21 protein-coding genes and 1 other annotated feature are annotated in these 19,303 nt (G+C 45.6%); of the genes, 17 read left to right on the forward strand and 4 right to left on the reverse strand.

From position 1 onward, the window contains the following. Positions 1-106: 106 nt before the first annotated feature. The gene (locus H525_RS0107760) at positions 107-667 is read right to left on the reverse strand and encodes a hypothetical protein (protein WP_027415738.1); all 561 of its coding nucleotides are present in this window, start codon (positions 665-667) and stop codon (positions 107-109) included. Positions 668-770: 103 nt separating this feature from the next. Between H525_RS0107760 and H525_RS0107765 the strand changes: the two genes are divergently transcribed. The 8 genes from H525_RS0107765 to arcC all read left to right on the forward strand — a co-directional run bounded on the left by H525_RS0107765 (position 771) and on the right by arcC (position 9,015). Beyond that, positions 771-1,961 carry a hypothetical protein gene (locus tag H525_RS0107765; protein ID WP_027415739.1) on the forward strand — a complete coding sequence of 397 codons (1,191 nt, stop codon included), beginning with the start codon at positions 771-773 and terminating at the stop codon, positions 1,959-1,961. Between the two features lie 53 nt (positions 1,962-2,014). Beyond that, entirely contained in the window at positions 2,015-2,194 is a 180-nt protein-coding gene (locus H525_RS0107770; protein ID WP_027415740.1) for a sigma factor G inhibitor Gin, read from the forward strand. Positions 2,195-2,302: 108 nt separating this feature from the next. Further along, complete coding sequence (locus tag H525_RS0107775) at positions 2,303-3,781, forward strand: aminotransferase class I/II-fold pyridoxal phosphate-dependent enzyme (RefSeq protein WP_027415741.1); 1,479 nt, start codon at positions 2,303-2,305, stop codon at positions 3,779-3,781. A 144-nt stretch (positions 3,782-3,925) separates the two neighbouring features. Beyond that, positions 3,926-4,138, forward strand: a complete 213-nt coding sequence (locus H525_RS29405) for a hypothetical protein (RefSeq protein ID WP_027415742.1) — start codon at positions 3,926-3,928, stop codon at positions 4,136-4,138. Positions 4,139-4,165: 27 nt separating this feature from the next. Further along, positions 4,166-5,398, forward strand: coding sequence for an arginine deiminase (gene arcA, locus H525_RS0107785; protein WP_027415743.1), 1,233 nt, complete (start codon positions 4,166-4,168; stop codon positions 5,396-5,398). A gap of 49 nt (positions 5,399-5,447) precedes the next feature. Further along, on the forward strand, positions 5,448-6,437 hold the full coding sequence (argF, locus tag H525_RS0107790; protein WP_027415744.1) for an ornithine carbamoyltransferase: 990 nt from the start codon (positions 5,448-5,450) through the stop codon (positions 6,435-6,437). Between the two features lie 152 nt (positions 6,438-6,589). Then, positions 6,590-8,011, forward strand: a complete 1,422-nt coding sequence (gene arcD, locus H525_RS0107795) for an arginine-ornithine antiporter (protein ID WP_027415745.1) — start codon at positions 6,590-6,592, stop codon at positions 8,009-8,011. A 50-nt stretch (positions 8,012-8,061) separates the two neighbouring features. Beyond that, on the forward strand, positions 8,062-9,015 hold the full coding sequence (gene arcC, locus H525_RS0107800; RefSeq protein ID WP_027415746.1) for a carbamate kinase: 954 nt from the start codon (positions 8,062-8,064) through the stop codon (positions 9,013-9,015). A gap of 98 nt (positions 9,016-9,113) precedes the next feature. Here the strand turns inward: arcC and H525_RS0107805 are convergent, their stop codons facing one another. Continuing rightward, positions 9,114-9,794, reverse strand: coding sequence for a cyclic nucleotide-binding domain-containing protein (locus tag H525_RS0107805; RefSeq protein WP_035100379.1), 681 nt, complete (start codon positions 9,792-9,794; stop codon positions 9,114-9,116). Positions 9,795-9,992: 198 nt separating this feature from the next. On the opposite strand from H525_RS0107805, the gene tmk reads away from it, so the two are divergent. From tmk to rsmI, 7 genes are all read left to right on the forward strand, one after another. After that, entirely contained in the window at positions 9,993-10,640 is a 648-nt protein-coding gene (tmk, locus tag H525_RS0107810; protein ID WP_027415748.1) for a dTMP kinase, read from the forward strand. A gap of 30 nt (positions 10,641-10,670) precedes the next feature. Further along, complete coding sequence (locus H525_RS0107815; RefSeq protein WP_051330894.1) at positions 10,671-11,111, forward strand: YaaR family protein; 441 nt, start codon at positions 10,671-10,673, stop codon at positions 11,109-11,111. 32 nt (positions 11,112-11,143) lie between these two features. Beyond that, on the forward strand, positions 11,144-12,121 hold the full coding sequence (holB, locus tag H525_RS0107820; protein WP_027415750.1) for a DNA polymerase III subunit delta': 978 nt from the start codon (positions 11,144-11,146) through the stop codon (positions 12,119-12,121). Between the two features lie 5 nt (positions 12,122-12,126). Then, positions 12,127-12,939 carry a PSP1 domain-containing protein gene (locus H525_RS0107825; protein ID WP_027415751.1) on the forward strand — a complete coding sequence of 271 codons (813 nt, stop codon included), beginning with the start codon at positions 12,127-12,129 and terminating at the stop codon, positions 12,937-12,939. A gap of 17 nt (positions 12,940-12,956) precedes the next feature. After that, positions 12,957-13,322, forward strand: a complete 366-nt coding sequence (gene yabA, locus H525_RS0107830) for a DNA replication initiation control protein YabA (RefSeq protein ID WP_027415752.1) — start codon at positions 12,957-12,959, stop codon at positions 13,320-13,322. 109 nt (positions 13,323-13,431) lie between these two features. Beyond that, the gene (locus H525_RS0107835) at positions 13,432-14,127 is read left to right on the forward strand and encodes a tRNA1(Val) (adenine(37)-N6)-methyltransferase (RefSeq protein WP_245590431.1); all 696 of its coding nucleotides are present in this window, start codon (positions 13,432-13,434) and stop codon (positions 14,125-14,127) included. Then, positions 14,128-15,024, forward strand: a complete 897-nt coding sequence (gene rsmI / locus H525_RS0107840; protein ID WP_027415754.1) for a 16S rRNA (cytidine(1402)-2'-O)-methyltransferase — start codon at positions 14,128-14,130, stop codon at positions 15,022-15,024. A gap of 51 nt (positions 15,025-15,075) precedes the next feature. Here the strand turns inward: rsmI and H525_RS27135 are convergent, their stop codons facing one another. Next, a complete protein-coding gene (locus H525_RS27135; RefSeq protein WP_155837187.1) occupies positions 15,076-15,315 on the reverse strand; it encodes a hypothetical protein in 240 nt (79 codons plus the stop codon). A 33-nt stretch (positions 15,316-15,348) separates the two neighbouring features. After that, positions 15,349-15,603 carry an AbrB/MazE/SpoVT family DNA-binding domain-containing protein gene (locus H525_RS0107845; RefSeq protein ID WP_027415755.1) on the reverse strand — a complete coding sequence of 85 codons (255 nt, stop codon included), beginning with the start codon at positions 15,601-15,603 and terminating at the stop codon, positions 15,349-15,351. 488 nt (positions 15,604-16,091) lie between these two features. After that, positions 16,092-16,325: a binding site (T-box leader), on the forward strand. 61 nt (positions 16,326-16,386) lie between these two features. Between H525_RS0107845 and metG the strand changes: the two genes are divergently transcribed. Together metG and H525_RS0107855 are read left to right on the forward strand one after the other, a co-directional pair. Beyond that, positions 16,387-18,375: a methionine--tRNA ligase gene (gene metG, locus H525_RS0107850; protein WP_027415756.1), complete on the forward strand. Its 1,989-nt coding sequence runs from the start codon at positions 16,387-16,389 to the stop codon at positions 18,373-18,375. A 30-nt stretch (positions 18,376-18,405) separates the two neighbouring features. Beyond that, positions 18,406-19,179 carry a TatD family hydrolase gene (locus tag H525_RS0107855; protein ID WP_027415757.1) on the forward strand — a complete coding sequence of 258 codons (774 nt, stop codon included), beginning with the start codon at positions 18,406-18,408 and terminating at the stop codon, positions 19,177-19,179. The last annotated feature ends 124 nt before the right edge of the window (positions 19,180-19,303 follow it).

Raw genomic sequence — 19,303 nt, forward strand, 5'->3', positions numbered from 1 at the left:
ACGCCTTGTCCGAAGCCGATTCATCTCATGACGGAAGTCACGAGTGTTCTCGGCTAATTCATAAAAGGAAGAAGGCATTAAAACGCAATGTCTTTTTCTTATCTGCTTATCCGGAAGTTGAAAAGAGCCCGATTCCCAGCCGCTCATGCTTAATAATGTAATGTTGCGGAGATTTTTTCCATTTCTGCACCCGAAAAATTGTGATGATTCGGGGGATACTAAGTATCAAATGAAAGCTGAGCATAAAAAAACCGGTAATCAGGCCCCACCAGGCAGCCGCAAATAAACCGGAGGCAATCCCTACAACAAAAAACATGCATTCCGCCTGTTGATAGTTCGAAATGGAGAGGAAGCTGCTGGTCCTCCATCCTCCCCACGGAGAGAGCAGTGCATCAATATGCCAGCGAGGAGACAGGGAAGACGTGAAGCAAAAAGTGGAAAAAGAAGCTCCCTGAATCAACCAGAGCACGGGAATAAGGCCGAACGAATGAATGATCGATTCTTTGCTTATATGGAGATAGCGCTGGGCAAAAAGAAATGAAGAAGCAAACAAAATAAGTTGAAGTCCAATCATCGGAAGTTTCCACCGGTATCGGTAATACAGTGTATACGTGTAAAAGGTATTATTTTTATCTAACTTTTCTTTAGGTGCCTTCTTTTGCTTCACGGAATAACTAACCTTTCATAATAAATTTTGATTTCCTTTTCAAATTTATTATGACATGAATTAATATGGTTGAATATCCCTTATTGTGATAGGGAGTGATTTTTTGACTACCGAAAAAGAATTGTGGGGGGTTATCGGCTCTGGAAAAGCGGGAGAAACCGTTTGCCGTTTTTTATCAGCCAATGGGTGTGCCGTATTGTATTTGGATAACGCACAGAAGCAGCTATCTTCAGCCAAAAGAAAGACAAACGGAGAAATTATCTATATTTCTTCCCTCGAAAATATTTTCGGGGTAGACTATCTTCTCTATATAGGTACGTATCCTTTTGTACGAGCTGATGATGAAGTAGCTGTGCGGGAACTTTACGATATGATTAAAAAATTGCAGGAGCATGTAAAGGTACGTTCTTCTCAACAAAGCCAGTTTCCGCTCCTCCTGCTTGGCCGCCCTTTCCCTCTCGGTACAGAACAGAAGATAACCCTTTTTTTAGTAGATAGAGGGATCAACATGTCTTTCGTTTCTTTTCCTGTTCTCATATCCGACAATGAAGTGGGGGGTGCCCGGGTTCCGCAGGGCGTTATCATTGGCTGCGCGGACTGCGCTGATAAAAGAGTTAAGCGGCTCAGGCTCGGATTGCGAAATTTCTCCCTGCCGATTATGATTATGCCCCGCCGCGAGGCTGAATTGCTTGCCATCATCTGCTGTTATCAGATGTACGAGGCACATACGGTTGAAACCCTTATGGAATGGTGTGAAAATAATAGATGTGATGGTGCGACGATTCTTCGTGGGGCAGGGCTTATTTCTACAATGGGACAGAAGGCTCCTTCCTATGAAATAACGCCTATCCGGTGGGTGATGAATCTTATTCGATCCGTTCTAATGGATAAGAACGAGGGCCCATTTACTATTGCCGTATGGAAAGCAGGTTTACATGGAGAACGGGCTAAAGTTAAGGAAATCGCGGGGCTTATCGGCACTGGCTCTCTTCATGTATATGGAACCTCTTTGGATGCAAACGAAGACATCCCCAAACAAGGCCATGTTTCATTTATGTCTTATCGTGATAAATGGGAAACACTGAACAGGGCAGATGCCCTCGTCATTTTATCTCCGCATCCGGAATTCTCTTCCGTGCTTTTGAAAGATTGGCTTACATATAAATCCCGCTTAACAAACCCGTTTATTATTGACTGCTGCAATTTCTATGAGCCGGATGAGCTCAGGGCCATCGGCTATACGTACATTAGTCTAGGGAGAAAAATGCACCTAAATACTGTCACTCAGGTATAAAACGGAATAGAATAGGGAAAAATGGCACTTAAAAAGCGAAGGATGATTTTTCCATGGAGAAGGATGAGCACTGTATTGTTTGTGGCAAACAAGGAACAGAGGGTTTATTTATATTTAATTCTTTTGTTTGTAAAAACTGTGAGCAGGAAATGGTAGCAACTGATGCCTGCGATGATAAATATCTTTATTTTATTAAACAGATGCGTCAGATTTGGATGAAACAAAATGCATAGGCCCGTAAAACAAATTCCTTCTTGAACCCTAAGAAGGTTTTTTTCTTTTTCCCCAGGTATGGGAGAATGATAGAATAGAAAAAACAAAAGGGAAGGGGACCGCAAGACTTGAACCAGAACAAGGCGCCGCTCTATGAAGCGCTTTTAACCTATGAAAGAAAAAAAAACGTATCTTTTCATGTTCCTGGTCATAAGGACGGGACTATATTTGATGGACAGGCAAAGGAGCGTTATGCAGCAGTTCTGGCGATGGACGGAACAGAAGTGGAAGGCTTAGACGACCTTCACCATCCTCGCGGGGCAATTGCTGATGCCCAGCAGCTTGCCGCCGAAGCCTTTGGCGCTGACCAAACGTTTTTCCTGGTTGGAGGTTCGACAGCGGGGAATTTGGCGGCTGCCTTAAGTCTCTGTGATGCAGGGGATTGCATTATTGTGCAGCGGAATGCGCACAAGTCGGTATTTAATGGACTCCTACTTGCAGAAGCCCATCCGGTCTTTGTTTTTCCAAATGTGGAGCCGGAGACCGGAGTCGCACTCGGTTTAACGGACGCGGATGTTTCCCCGGCATTACAGGCCTACCCGGATGCAAAGGCGGTTTGGATTACAAACCCTAATTATTACGGGATGGGTCAAGATATAAAAAAAATTGCCCACGTGTGCCATCGTGCAGGAGTTCCGCTCATCGTCGACGAGGCGCACGGAGCCCATTTTGGACAGTCCGCTAATGTACCGGTATCTGCCTTAGCTTCAGGGGCGGATCTAGTGGTCCAATCTACACATAAGATGCTGACTTCCATGACGATGTCTTCTATGCTTCACGTTAAAGGAGACCTGATCCCACGGGAACGGCTGGCGGCGGTGCTTGCGATGATTCAGTCCAGCAGCCCATCCTATCCTTTGATGGCATCCCTTGATGTCGCACGCAGGCATCTTGTAATAGAAGGCAGAAAGATACTTTATCGGACGGTAGAGAGGTTGGAGAATAAGAGAGAGCAAATTCAAAGCGAGCTTACCTGCCTTTCCATTTACGGAGGAGGCTCGCATGTGTTCAGCAGGGACCCGTTGAAGTGGGTCGTTACCTGCAAACACCCATCGGTGAGCGGGTATCGGCTGCTTACGTGGTTACAGGAAATGGGCTGTATTGCCGAGATGGCCGATACGCGAAATGTTGTACTTGTATTTTCCATCGATATAAACGACATCTACATAGACAAACTGCACACCGCTCTCTTGCGAATCGATGAAACCATAAGGAATTCTTCTTCCCTAGAAGAACAGGACATACCCATAAGCGATACTGTTGCGGTTTTCGCCAAACCGGGTACGGTATCAGAAGTAACGATGTCTCTTCGAACGTCTTTTATGAGCACGAGAAAAATCGTGCCAATAGAGCAAGCCATTGGCTGTTATTGCGCGGAAATGGTGATTCCATATCCACCTGGTATCCCTCTTCTCCTTCCTGGAGAATCAATCATGCCGCATCACCTTGAGGCCATTCGCCACATTAGAGAAGCAGGAGGAGTATTCCAAGGTGCGGCTGATGATGAAATGAAGACGATAGCCGTGTTGTCCAAGAAGCAATTATAAAATAGAAAAAAACACGAGAGTGAGAAATTTTTCTTACTCTTTTTTCATATCTACTTCTTAGTCCTAAATATTCAAAGTTAAGTTTCTTTATTCTATTATTTTGCCCTATATACAAACGGTATGCAGTATAAGAAAAAAAGGATTATGGATGAAAAGGCTTACAGAAACCTGACTTTTTTAAAAAAAACAGGGGCTGCTCACTTCCCGGATGTTTATGAATTAATGAATATTCATTCGTATAGTTGGATTGTCATAACAGGAAAAAGTGATTATTTTCACAAGCGGGCAGCGCAGTACGCCACAACGGTGCTAGAGCAAGTCTCCTATAATAAAAGCATCAAGAGGAATTCCTCATGAAAGGCTAGCAAAATGGAGGAGAACGATATGAGACATCCATTGCATGTAACATCAGAAATAGGTGAACTGAAGACGGTCCTTCTTCATCGGCCGGGTAAAGAGGTTGAAAACTTAACGCCGGAATATCTTGAGAGACTTCTATTTGATGATATCCCGTATTTACCTGCTGTTCAAAAGGAGCACGATTATTTTGCGACAACACTCAGGAACCGGGGAATTGAAGTGGTATACCTGGAAAAGCTCGCAGCGGAAGCTCTGCATACAAAAGAACTCCGTGAAATGTTTGTCGAGGATATCCTGAATGAAAGCAAAGCGAACATCAATGGTGCCTACCATACGCTGAAAGAGTTTCTTTTGTCGATGGCCAATGAAGAGTTAGTTCTGAAGACGATGGCGGGAATTCGTAAAAACGAAATTAAGGAAGAAAAGAAAACGCATTTATATGAAATGATGGAAGACAAATATCCTTTTTATCTCGATCCGATGCCGAACCTGTATTTTACGAGGGACCCGGCAGCAGTCATCGGGGAAGGAATATCAATCAACAGGATGAGCCGTGGGGCACGCCGCCGCGAGTCTCTATATATGCAGTACATTATGAAGTATCACCCGCGGTTTGCGCCTCACAAAATCCCCATCTGGTTTAACCGGGATTATCGGTTCTCCATGGAGGGTGGCGACCAACTGGTCTTAAGCAAACATGCGATTGCCATCGGCATTAGCGACAGGACAACCGCTCATGCGGTTGAACGGATGGCTCTGAGCCTGTTTGTCGGACAAAAAGATATCAAAAAAATTGTGGCGATAGAAATCCCAAAATCACGCGCATTTATGCACCTGGACACCGTATTTACCATGGTGGATTATGATAAATTTACGATTCATCCAGCCATCCAGGGACCAAACGGTGAGATGAGAATTTATATTCTCGAACCGGGAGAGGAAGCGGATAAGGTCAAAATAGACGAACGCAGCAATTTAATTGAAACGTTACAGGAAGTACTGGAACTGGACGAAGTGGTCCTTATTCCATGCGGTGGCGGAGACAGCATTGCGGCAGCCCGGGAACAGTGGAATGACGGTTCCAATACGCTGGCCATTGCTCCAGGTGTTGTCGTCACGTATGACCGAAACTATGTTTCCAATGAACTGCTCCGCGAGAGCGGCATTGAAGTCGTGGAAGTCATGAGTTCAGAATTGGCCCGCGGTCGCGGCGGCCCACGCTGCATGAGTATGCCGCTTGTCCGCGAAGATATCTGACTATAGCAAAATCTTAAATCTATCATGAAATAAAAGGGAGAGATTCATCATGGCATTCAATTTAAAAGGCAGAAGCTTCCTCACATTAAGAGACTTTACGTCAAAAGAAATCGGGTATCTGCTTGATTTAGCAAAGGAACTGAAAGAGTTAAAATATGCCGGCATTCAGAAAAAGATGCTGGAAGGGAAGAACATCGCATTAATTTTTGAAAAGCCGTCCACCCGTACCCGCTGTGCTTTTACTGTTGCCTGTATTGATGAAGGAGCCCATCCTGAATATTTGGGCAAGGGGGATATTCAGTTAGGGAAAAAAGAATCGACAGCAGATACCGCAAAAGTATTAGGCCGTATGTTTGATGGCATTGAGTTCAGGGGATTTAAACACGAAACCGTGGAGCAATTGGCAGCCAATGCGGGTGTCCCGGTTTGGAACGGGCTGACGGATAAATATCATCCGACCCAGATTCTCGCTGACTTCCTCACAATTAAAGAACATGTCGGCCGTTTAAAAGGAGTTAAACTCGCATACGTAGGAGACGGCCGGAATAACATGGCGAACAGTTTGCTTGTCGGTTCCGCAAAAATGGGGCTTGATTTCAGAATCGCAGCACCGAAATCCTTATTCCCGGACCCCGAAATTGTTGCGTACGCTGAAAACGTGGCAAAAGAAACAAATGCCCATATTCTTATCACCGAAAATGTCGATGAGGCTGTGAAGGGAGCGGATGCTATCTATACGGATGTATGGGTTTCCATGGGTGAGGAGGATAAATTTGAAGAGCGCATTAAACTTCTCCAACCGTACCAGGTTAATATGGACATGCTTGACAAGACCGAAAATGAAGATGTTATTTTCCTCCACTGCCTGCCGGCATTCCATGATTTAGACACGAGTGTTGGTCGGGAAATCTTCGAAAAATACGGCTTAAAAGAGATGGAAGTCACGGACGAAGTCTTCCAGAGCCGTCACTCTGTTGTATTCGATGAAGCGGAAAACCGGATGCATACGATTAAAGCTGTGATGGTGGCTACATTGTAACATGTCATTCGCTAAATCAATCAACCCTTTTTTCCATAAGAGGATGGCTTCCCTTCTTCTACTTCCCCTCCCCCTTTCTTTTTTACAGGAGGGAGGGAAGCCACTCCCTAATGTTACAGGAGGGAATTGAAATAAAACATGGGGTGAGAACCATGAAAAATAACCAACTTGGAATTTTACCGCTTATCGCGTTAGTTGTCGGGTCCATGATCGGTGGTGGAGCTTTTAACCTGCCAAGCGATATGGCTTCCGGCGCCAACAGCGGTGCTGTGATTATCGGCTGGGTGATTACCGGAATTGGCATGATTACACTGGCGCTGGCGTATCAAAATCTTGCAAACCGCAGGCCGGAACTTGACGGCGGGATTTACAGTTACGCGAGGGCCGGTTTCGGAGAGTTTATCGGTTTTAACAGCGCGTGGGGATACTGGATTTCCGCGTGGCTTGGCAACGTGGCTTACGCGACTCTATTATTCAGCGCATTGAGTTATTTCTTCCCTGTCTTTGGAAAAGGTAACAACCTGCCATCCATTATTGGGGCATCGATTATCATCTGGGTTGTCCAGACGTTAGTGCTGCGCGGCGTTAGAGAAGCTTCTCTCGTAAACGTCATTACAACGGTTGCGAAACTTGTGCCGATATTTCTTTTCTTAATCATCATGATTTTTGCTTTCCACAGCGATGTATTCCTAAAAGACTTCTGGGGGAAAGGAACCGGGTTTAACTGGCTTACGGTGAAAGATCAGGTTAAAAACACGATGCTTGTTACACTGTGGGTATTCATCGGAGTAGAGGGTGCTGTTGTTCTCTCCGGTCGTGCGAAAAATCGCCGTGATGTGGGGCGGGCAACCGTCATCGGTTTACTCGGGACGATGGTGATTTACATTCTTATCTCCGTGATGGCCCTCGGGGTATTAAACCAGCCGCAATTAGCAAAGCTTAGCACACCTTCTATGGCATTTGTTATGGAGCACGTAGTAGGTCGCTGGGGCGCCGTCATCATTAATCTTGGACTGGTTGTTTCACTGCTGGGTGCTTTGCTTGGCTGGACGTTACTGGCGGCAGAGATACCGTATGTGGCAGCCAAAGACGGTGTGTTTCCTAAAATACTGGCAAAAGAAAATAAAAACGGCAGTCCAAGCGCTTCACTGTGGCTGACGAATGGGTTAATTCAACTGTTTATTCTCCTTGTTTTATTTGCTTCATCAACCTATCAGGCTCTGTATTCAATGGCCAGTGTGGCGATTCTTTTGCCTTATTTGTTCTCCGCTCTCTTCCAGGTGAAACTTTCTGTGACAGGAGAAAGCTATCAACCGGGTGAGGCGCGCGGAAAAGACAAATTTTACGGAATCATGGCCACTCTTTATTCAATCTGGCTGGTGTACGCGGCCGGAATGTCTTACCTGCTTATGACCGCTATTCTTTATACACCCGGAATTTTGGTATACATGAAAGCTCGAAAAGAAAGCGGTGCAAAAGCATTTAAAAGTTACGAGGCAGGACTTGCCGTTGTTATCGCTATGGCGGCGATAACAGCCGTTTACTTAATGGCCACCGGCAAAATAGCCCCTTAACAATCGAAACGTTAGAACAGGTGAACGTATGCAACAGGAGGGATCACATTATGAACGGAAAAAAAGTAGTAATTGCCCTGGGAGGAAACGCGTTACAGAATGGAAATAATGCATCTTCGGCCGAGGCTCAGCAGAAAGTATGCCAAATGACAGCAGAACAGCTTGTCACGATTATTAAAGACGGTTATGAAGCGGTCATTGCCCACGGGAATGGCCCTCAGGTTGGAAATATCGTCCTTCAGCAGCAGGCGGCTGTATCCGATAAAACGCCGGCTATGCCGCTTGATACGTGTGATGCAATGAGCCAGGGCATGATTGGATATTGGATGCAGCAGGCCATTGACTTTGCTTTAGCCAAAGCCGGGATTGATAAAGAATCAGCCAGCATTGTGACGCAGAGTGTAGTCGACGAGAATGACGCAGCGTTTAAAAACCCGGCGAAGCCAATCGGGCCCTTCTATACGAAGGAGGAGGCGGAAAAAATTTCGCAGGAAAAAGGCTTTATAATGAGAGAAGACGCCGGAAGAGGCTGGCGCAGAGTTGTGCCTTCCCCGCGTCCCGTCGACATTGTAGAGCGAAATGTGATTCGTGACTTAGTCGATAAAGGTTATATTACGATAGCGGTCGGTGGCGGAGGTATCCCCGTTGTCCGTAAAGAAAACGGAGCGCTGGAAGGGGTGGAAGCCGTTATTGACAAAGACTTAGGTGCGGAGAAACTTGCGGAACTTGTTGACGCGGATATTCTGCTTATTTTAACAGCAGTAGACAGCGTTGCGATACATTTCAATACTCCACGGCAGCAGCAGCTCCGTGAGACAACGACCGGGCAAATGAAGAACTACATGGAGGAAGGAGAATTTGCCCCCGGCAGCATGCTGCCCAAAGTGGAAGCGGCGGTTCAGTTTGCGGAAACGAAACCGGGCCGGATTGCCATTATAACATCGCTGGAAAAGGCGGCTGCGGCACTTCGCGGGGAAGCAGGGACCCGGATTACAGCAAATTAAATCGGTCACGTAACCAATCGTGTAATTCCTTTACATGCAAAGGTTGACCGACTACACAAACAAGAGAGCCGAGTTGGCCCTCATGTTTGTATCCAGGATTACATTTTAAAGAAATCTGGATCATGTATCGTAATGATTTTCGATAAAAATTCAAGCTTCCCTTGATTCCGGTAGTCTTGAAGCAGATGGCTGACTGTTTCTCTGCTCGTACCGGCCATATCCGCTAATTCCTGGGTCGTAAGCGGACAGGGAATCGTAATCGTATTCTCCGCAGTCTTCTCGCCAAGATCGTACATCAGAAAACTAAGCAATTGATGGACCCTTTGCGGTGCGTGAGTATGTGTCAGAATTTGCAGCCGGTATTCGTGGTCGAACAGCCGCTGGCTTATGATGCGCACCAGATGAGTCAATGCAGCGTTACTGCGCTGCAGAATGCGTTCCAGGGGCTCTGTGGTCATATACAAAATTTCTACATCGGTGACCGCCTCCGCCGAAAACTTATAATGGCTGTCTTCAAATAAGCCGACATAAGGGAACATGCTGTATGGCTTAACAAATATATAAAGGGTCGGTATTCCTTCGGTATTGGTATTGGTCAGTTTAATGTAGCCGTTTAGTGAAAAGTAGATGCGGTCTCTCGGATCTCCTTCCATGAAAAGACACTGTCCTTTCCTGTATTTTCGGAAAAAGAGATAGTCTCTGACTTCGTGCAGGAGTTTATCAGGTAAGCGATTTAAAATTTCAAATTTATGTAGGTGCTCCATTTTACTTGCATCCATACGAAGTTCCTTTCTTGTAAATGGTTGTTAAAACGATGCATCTATTTATTATTTAACCATTGATGAAACGGCTTTCAAAGTATTTCTTAAAAATCGTCGATAAAAAGACAATATAACAAAACAGGGCTTCCTTGCACTGGTCAGGAAAGCTTTTTTTTATTATGATAACTGCATGTACAATAAGGGAGGCTTTTTCCGTTGCAAGGGTGTTTTATAACGTTTGAAGGTATAGATGGATCCGGGAAGACAACCCAGATCAAAATGCTGTATGAATTTTTGCTGGAGCGGGGTCATGACGTGCTGTTAACCCGTGAACCCGGAGGAACGAGTATTAGCGATAGTATTCGGGCTCTCCTGCTGGACCCGGTAAACCGTGAAATGAAGAGGGAAACGGAAGTGCTGCTATATGCGGCTTCCCGTGCCCAGCATGTCCGGGAAAAAATTAAGCCAGCGCTGGAAAGGGGGGCGATCGTTTTATGCGACCGGTTCGTCGATGCGAGCATCGCCTACCAGGGATACGGCCTGCAGCTGTCCAGGGAAGATGTTATTCAAATTAATCAGTTTGCGACAGGAGGAATTCAACCTGATCGCACATATTTTCTTGACGTGCCGATAGAGATAAGCCAGAAAAGGCTTGCCCAACGGTTCGAATCTTTAGAAGGTCCCGATCGCATTGAGCAAAAACCGCTTTCGTATCATAAGCGGGTGAAAGAAGGATTTACCGAAATATGCCGGGATTACGCAGACCGTATTGTTATAATAGATGCTTCCAGAAGTCCTGAGACGGTACAGGGAGATATCCGTGAGAATGTTCTTCTATTTCTACAAGACCTGAGTGGCACGTAAGATGATAAAACGTTAGGGGTAGGTGATTGTATGCGGATTGGAGAAAACGCACCAATCGATCAAACGCAGGGGGTAGAACAAAGGCAAAAGGTGCTTCCCCAGTATATCGCTTTTGAAGATGTCATGAATAACAAGAGCCAACAGCTGGATGTTGAGAAATTAAACAAACTAATCCAACAAATTGATATTCAGGGAGAGCGCCTGAACCGTTCACGTACAATCAAAGATTTAAAACACTACAAATCGCTTGTAAAAAATTTTATGGAAGAAGCGGTAAAAAACGGTGTGGCTCTGGAAGAGCGGCATGGATTCAGCCGCCGGGGAAGAAGCAAGGTATACAAAATCATAACTGAAGTAGATAAAAAATTAACCGAAGTAACGAATGCTGTCCTTGATAAGGAGAAAAAGGGAATTCACATCCTGGATGCCATTGGAGAAATCAGAGGGCTGCTCATTAATTTATACATGTAGTAAAATGCAGGAAAAATACAAGGGATGATGTTATGTGGAAGGATTGTGTAGAACAGAAGCGAATTGCGGAGTATTTACACCGAAGCATCAGTAATGACCGACTGGCGCATGCGTATTTATTTTCCGGCACCGCCGGTTCAGGCAAGCGAAAGCTAGCCTTCCAGCTTGCAAAAGCGGTTTTTTGCTTGCGCCAGGACGGGGACAGCTGTGAACAATGTGACAACTGCAGGCGGATTAACACGGGCAATCATCCGGATGTGCATTATGTTTCTCCGGAAGGAACACGCATTAAAATCAAACAAATTGAGGATTTACAGAGGGAATTTTCTTACCGGGCCATGGAGTCGCAACACAAAGTATATATAATGGACGCGGCGGATAAAATGACCGTGGATGCGGCGAATCGTCTGCTTAAGTTTCTGGAAGAACCGCCAAAAGGTGTGGTAGCGATTCTGCTAACGGAGCAGATCCACAGCCTGCTGCCCACGATTCTTTCGCGCTGTCAGGTCGTTTCTTTCCCCTCCCTTTCTGACGAAGCGATTCTCGCGCGCCTTATCGAAGACGGGGTGAAACCCGGGCTTGCAAGAGTAACAGCGGCCCTCACCCTTAATATAGAAGAAGCTCGTGCGCTGGTGGAAGCAGATTGGTTTGCGCAGTTTAGAAATCTAGTGATACAATTAAGTGAGGATATTGTGGAACGGGGTGTGTACGCCCTTGTTACCATTCATGATAAACTTCTTAAAGCCGAGAAGGCTGCCGACGAAATAAACCTGTTTCTTGATCTCCTTGTCGTATGGTTGCGTGACTTGTTGCTTTATCTGTTGGGAAAGGAATCCCACATTACGAATATAGATCAGATGGAGACCATACAAAGACAGGCTGTGCGTTGGGGTCAACGTAGGCTCGTGGACGGAATGGGCACAGTCTTGAAAACGAAGAATAGGTTAAGCCACTATGCGAACCTTCAGTTAACTTTGGAAGATATGGTGCTTCGTCTGCAGGAGGGATAACAAATTTGTATGATGTTGTAGGTGTCCGCTTTAAGAAAGCGGGTAAAATATATTATTTTGACCCGGGTGATTTTGCGGTTGAAAAAAATGATTATGTGATTGTTGAGACCGCGCGAGGGGTTGAATACGGTCATGTGGTCATCGGACGCAAGCAGGTGGGGGAAGAAGATGTGATTCTCCCGCTGAAGAAAGTGCTACGGATTGCGGATGAAAATGACTGTATCCAGGTTGCTGACAACAAGAAACTGGCAGGAGAAGCTTTTACAATTTGTCAGGAAAAAATTTCGACCCATGCGCTGGATATGAAATTGGTCGATGTAGAGTACACGTTTGACAAGAATAAAATCATTTTTTACTTTACGGCAGATGGACGCGTTGATTTTCGTGAGCTAGTCAAGGATCTTGCAGCCATCTTCCGCACCCGCATTGAACTGCGCCAGATAGGGGTACGCGATGAAGCGAAAATGCTGGGAGGGATTGGTCCCTGTGGCCGCGTCCTCTGCTGCTCGACCTTCCTTGGTGATTTTGAGCCTGTATCCATCAAAATGGCAAAGGATCAGAATCTTTCACTCAATCCGGCAAAAATATCCGGCCTGTGTGGAAGGCTTATGTGTTGTCTGAAATATGAAAATGATAACTATGAGAGTGCCAGGGATGTACTCCCGGATATTGGACAGGAAGTTTTAACAGCGATGGGTACAGGCCGTGTAGTGAGCGTAAACATTCTCGAACGAAAAGTCCAGGTTGATTTATACGAAGCGGAACGCGTAATCGCGTTTAGCCTCGAAGAAATTGGCCCGCTTGAAAAGACGGTGTAGAGGGTTGAGGTGGAGCTGTGGACAAGCAAGGCATTTTTCAACAAGTTGCTTTGATTGAAGAACAGGTTGGCAGACTGCACCAGGAAGTTGGACAGTTAAAAGCAACCGTTATCGGACTCCTGGAAGAGAATAAGAACCTGGTCATTGAAAATCAACACCTCCGAAATCGTCTGCAGGAAAAAGAAGTGGACAAGGACGAACCGAATAAACGTGAGGCGTCCCAACCTAAAAACAGCAAGGAAAAAAGGCAGCCGGTTGGGGAAGGTTACGACAATCTTGCCAGGCTGTATCAGGAAGGTTTCCATATTTGTAATTTACATTATGGGAGTTTGCGAACAGAAGGAGATTGCCTTTTCTGCCTGTCTTTTCTTAATAAAGAATGAATCGGAAAGCGACCCGTTTACGCGGGTCGTTTTTTTAGAAAGGAATCGTCTTGTGAAAAATGTACCCCTTTATCCGGATGAACGAGTGGATGATTTGCTGACAAAAAATATGAAGATCATTCAAAGTGATGAAGTGTTTTGTTTTTCCATGGATGCAGTCCTGCTCGCCCAGTTTGTTTCCCTCCCCAATAAAGGGAGAATGGTTGATTTATGCACCGGAAACGGGGTTATTCCGCTGCTTCTCAGCAGCCGGACCGAGGGATTGATTGACGGGGTGGAAATCCAGGAAAGACTATATGATATGGCCAGCCGAAATGTCGAAATGAACGGGTTAGAAAATCGGATTTCCATTTACCATGGAGATGTAAAAGACGCGCTGTGTTATCTGGGAAATGGGACATATGATGTGCTCACCTGCAATCCCCCGTATATGCCGGTGGTCGGTGGGGAAAAGAATAAAAGCCCGCACGTGGCGATTGCACGACATGAGATTATGCTTACCCTGGAAGAAATGATCCGTGTTAGCGGACAGCTCGTGCGTTCCGGGGGGAAGGTCGCCTACGTACATCGTGCCGGAAGGGCGGCGGATATCTTTTTTTATATGAGAAAATACAAAATCGAACCGAAGCGCGTCCGCTTTGTTCACCCCAGAAGGAGTGCCGGAGCAAATATGATATTGGTGGAAGGAATACGGGACGGAAAGCCTGATTTGAAGGTGCTGCCGCCGCTGATTGTTTATAAGGATAACGGGAACTATTGCGATGAAATTTATGAAATTTATTATGGGGGAAAGGGAGGAGTTTAATTGTTTGTCCAAAAAAGCTTTGCGGAGGGACACGAAAAAGGCACGCTCTATCTTGTGGCTACACCGATTGGCAATCTCGAAGATATGACGATGCGCGCGATTCGGACGCTGCGGGAAGTGGACGTCATCGCCGCTGAAGATACGCGGCAAACGCGAAAGCTGCTGACACATTTTCAAATTGAGACGCGCCTGATTAGTTATCACGAGCATAATAAATTTGCGAGTGGGCAGGAGATCATCCGCTTATTAAATGAGGGCACTTCTCTTGCGCTCGTTAGCGACGCAGGGCTGCCAGCTATTTCTGACCCGGGAGAGGATTTGGTGAGAGAAGCCGCTGCGCACCGCATTCCGATCGTACCAGTTCCCGGAGCCAATGCGGGGCTTTCTGCACTCATTGTTTCCGGTCTGTCAACGGAGTGCTTCGTATTCAGAGGATTTCTTCCCCGCGATAAGAAAGACAGGAAAGCAGAACTTGAGAGGCTGAACACGTATAGGGAAACGCTTATTTTCTATGAATCCCCTCACCGGATTACGAAAACGCTCAAGGAGATGGAGGAAACATTCGGGAATCGTTCTGTCGTCCTGGGCCGGGAATTGACCAAGCGATACGAAGAATTTGTACGGGGAACGATCCGGGAAACCCGGGAGTTTCTCGAGAATCAGGAGGAAATACGCGGGGAATTTACCGTGATTGTAGAAGGAAATAACAAGGCAGAATCGGATGAAGAAAAATGGTGGGGAGAAATGGACATCATAACTCATGTGGATATGTACATCGCACAGGGAAAGAGCAAAAAAGAGGCGCTAAAGCAAACCGCTGAAGACCGCAGCCTGCCCAAACGGGAAGTGTATAACCGTTATCATCAGGAAGAAAAACACCCGCCTTCTCGCAGCTGACAGAGAAAGCGGGTATTTTTGTTATCACCGTTAAAGAAAGTATATGTTGCTTTACAGTGTTAAAGCAACATATACTTTCCTCCATGGGTCACCTGAGAAAAACTCGCGGGAGTGTGCCGAACGTTGCTTTTTCGATGTGGAGCGTGTGACCGGAAGGTCGATCAGACCGACAATTGTCTCCATCATTGAGGTACCCGGATGTTTTGTCGGTCCGACCTTCCGGTCACTAAGCGGCCGTTTCGCTTCCCTGCAGAAAAAGGACGAGCGGCAACGCCCGCGAGTTTTTCTCATCTGCATAAGGGCAACCTTGGTTATCACCAGCGGTTATGCGCGGTTAGGAACAGGCATGTTCTCAAGGCATTCCCCACAGATGATTTTATTCTTATACGTAACCGTATTTTCTACACTGCCGCAGAAGATGCAGGCTGGCTCATATTTTTTTAACATAATTCGTTCACCGTCTACGTAAATTTCCAATGCATCTTTTTCCCCAATACCGAGCGTGCGCCGGAGTTCAATTGGAATAACCACACGACCTAGCTCATCTACTTTTCTTACGATACCTGTTGATTTCATAATATCGATGTCTCCTCTCAAATTCCCTATTGTATAATTGTGTTGTATCGGCAAAATTCGACAAAATTATTTATCACTATAATAGCAAGGCTTCCAATTGTAGTCAACCCATTTCTTTACAATTACTTATAGTTGATAAACATGTTCACTGAAAACGACAATGATATTCAATAGAAAAAACGTTGGTAATACTAGCTTTTATTCTATATTACTATTTTTTTGAAATTGAACCAGTGTAAAATTTGCAGTATGCACTATATCGAAATATTACATATGTTCCATTAGTTGGGGGACTGTGGAATATTGTATCTCTATATATTTCGACATAATAGGTATTTTTTGTCGTGTTTTTTCGACAAATGAATGGGGCTAATAGTTACTGCAATGATGATATGAAGGTCGGTGAAGGCTCTTGACGAACCAAGGGGGTTTTTGTATAGAATAAGAGTAGTGTGGAAAAGATAAGAAATAATTAAAGCGAGTACGCGATCATATAAGCAATGATGGGAAGAGTATTCTGTTACGTTTCTTTAGCCAGAGAGCCGGATAAGGTGGGAACCGGTAAGAAAAAACAGGAGAAGATGGCCCCGGAGCTTTTTACTTTCGAGCTGAAGTAGTAAGAGAGTAACGTTCCCCCTCGTTACGGGGTAAGAGCCTGCTTTTTCACAGGATACGGTGAAAAGACGGGGAATTTGGGTGGTACCACGGAGTCTTTCGTCCCAGTTGTTGGGGGAGAGGCTTTTTTTTATTCGTGTAATTTCATAGAAAAAAGAGAGGAAGATAGAGATGGCAAAACCTACGTATTATATTACAACCCCTATTTATTATCCAAGTAATACGCTGCACATTGGGAACGCCTATACGACAATCGCCTGCGATGCACTGGCCCGCTATAAAAGATTGCGCGGCTATGATGTGTTTTATTTGACCGGCACCGATGAACATGGACAAAAACTGCAGCGGCGGGCTGCGGAAGAGGGAAAAAAGCCGCTTGAATTCATCGACCCGATTGTAGACTGGATCAAAGATTTATGGTCGCGCCTGGATATTTCTTACGATGACTTTATTCGCACAACGGACCCCCGCCACGAAAAAACCGTTCAGAAAATTTTTCAAAAGCTTGTGGATAAAGGTGATATTTACCTTGGTGAATATGAGGGGTACTATTGTGTGCCGGATGAGGCGTTCTGGACAGAGCATCAGGCTAAACAAGGCGATAAATATGTCTGTCCGGACTGTGGACGGGAAGTTTCCCTCGTTAAAGAGAAAAGCTACTTCTTCCGCATGTCCAGGTATCAGGATCGTCTGCTGCAGCATATTGAGCAGCACCCTGAATTCATTCAGCCGGAATCCCGGCGCAACGAGATGGTCAACAACTTTTTGAAACCGGGGCTGGAAGATCTGTGTGTATCGCGTACGACATTCGATTGGGGCGTTAAATTGCCGAACGACCCGGAACACGTTATTTACGTATGGATTGATGCGCTGGCCAATTACATTACGGCGCTCGGTTATTTGCAGGAAGACGACTCTAAATTTAAGCGTTATTGGCCCGCGGATTTGCATATGATTGGAAAGGATATCCTTCGTTTTCATACGATTTATTGGCCGATTATTTTAATGGCGCTGGACCTCCCGCTGCCGAAGCAGGTGTTTGGGCACGGCTGGCTGCTGATGCCGGATGGAAAAATGTCAAAATCGAAAGGAAATGCCATCGATCCGAAGTTTCTTATCGAACGCTACGGTTCCGATTCCATTCGCTATTTTCTGCTGCGTGAAATTCCGTTTGGCCAGGACGGGGTTTTTACACCGGAAGCGTTTATCCAGCGGCTGAATTTTGACCTGGCAAATGACCTTGGCAACCTCGTCAGCCGGACGGTTGCGATGATCGATAAATACTTTTCCGGAGTCATTCCGGTTCCTACGACAGGGGAACCAGTTGATGAAGAGTTGAAAGAAACCGCACAGCGCGCTTTCGCTGGGGTTGAGGAAAGCATGGAGGAAATGCGCTTTGGTTCCGCTTTGACCCACCTGTGGGACCTCATTAGCCGGACGAATAAGTATATTGATGAAACGGCGCCGTGGGTGCTGGCTAAAGACGAGGAAAAAAGGGAACGGCTTGCCACCGTTATGTATAACCTGGCGGAAAGCATTCGTATTGTATCCATTGGGCTACAACCATTTATGACGAAAGCCCCGAAAATAATATGGAGCCAACTAGGTATTACAGATAAGGAAGCGGAAATTGGCTGGGAAACTGCCAAAACGTGGGGCCAACTGCCAAGCGGGAGGAAAGTTAACCGGGAAGATGCATTATTCCCGCGCCTTGAGCTGGAAAAGGAAATTGCCGTTATTGATGCAACGACGGCAGCCGCCCGGAAACACGCGGAAGAAAATAAGAAAAGGCAGGACGAAAGCAGCCGAAATGCTGCAGAAAAACCGGCAGAAAAGCCCGAGATTACCATTGATGATTTTATGAAAGTTGAGCTTCGCGTCGCTCAGGTGATGGAAGCTGAAAAAGTTCCAAAGGCCGATAAGCTGATGAAGCTACAGCTTGATTTGGGATTTGAAAAGCGACAGGTCGTATCCGGTATTGCTAAATTCTATACGCCAGAGGAATTGGTTGGGAAAAAGGTGATTTGTGTAATCAATCTTAAGCCGGTCACTCTGCGCGGACAATTATCAAATGGTATGATACTGGCCGCCTCAGAAGGGGACAAACTCACGCTGGCTACAGTTCCCGATACGATGCCAAATGGTGCGATTGTAAAATAGTCCCCACACCGTAAGGAGGAAATTACTGAAGTGCTATTTGATACTCATGCTCACCTTAACGATGAAAAATTTAATGAAGATCGGCAGGATGTTATCGCCCGTGCAAGGGAGAATGGTGTTTCCCTTATCTGCAATATTGGTTACAATCGGGAAACGATTACTACTTCGCTTGAGCTTACCCGGCAGTATGATTTTATCTATACGGCTATCGGCTGGCATCCACAGGACGCAAAAACGATGACCGATGACGATTTGGCCTGGATTGAAAAATTGGCTTCAGAAGAGAAAAAAGTAGTCGCCATTGGCGAAATTGGCCTGGACTATTACTGGGACACATCGCCGAAGGACGTGCAGCACGATGTTTTCCGCAAACAAATCCGGTTGGCAAAAAAATTAAAGCTGCCGATCATTATCCACGACCGGGAAGCGCATCAGGATATTATCAATATTTTGCGGGAAGAGGAAGCGGAAGAAGTAGGCGGCATCATGCATTGCTTTTCGGGAAGCCCGGAAATGGCCACCGAATGCATAAATATGAATTTTTACATTTCACTTGGAGGCCCTGTTACCTTTAAAAATGCGAAGAAGCCGAAGGAGGTTGCGGAACACGTTCCACTTGACCGCTTATTAATTGAAACAGACTGCCCGTACCTAACTCCCGAACCATATCGTGGAAAAAGAAATGAGAGTGGGTATGTGCGTTATGTGGCCGAAAAAATAGCCGGGTTAAAAAATATTTCGTTCGAAAAAATAGCCGAAATCACGACAGAAAACGCAAAAAAACTGTTCCAAATACAGGTATAGAAACAAAAAATTGAATAATGATTGTCTCCGTTAAAGCGCGGTATGAGAGTATTTTAGTTCTATATCCCTATTTATTTTTGTTGAAGTGCGTCGAATGGACTGTAAGAAACTGGTTTGACAAACT

It is taken from the genome of Aneurinibacillus terranovensis DSM 18919, from assembly GCF_000430625.1.
Lineage (GTDB): Bacteria > Bacillota > Bacilli > Aneurinibacillales > Aneurinibacillaceae > Aneurinibacillus_B > Aneurinibacillus_B terranovensis.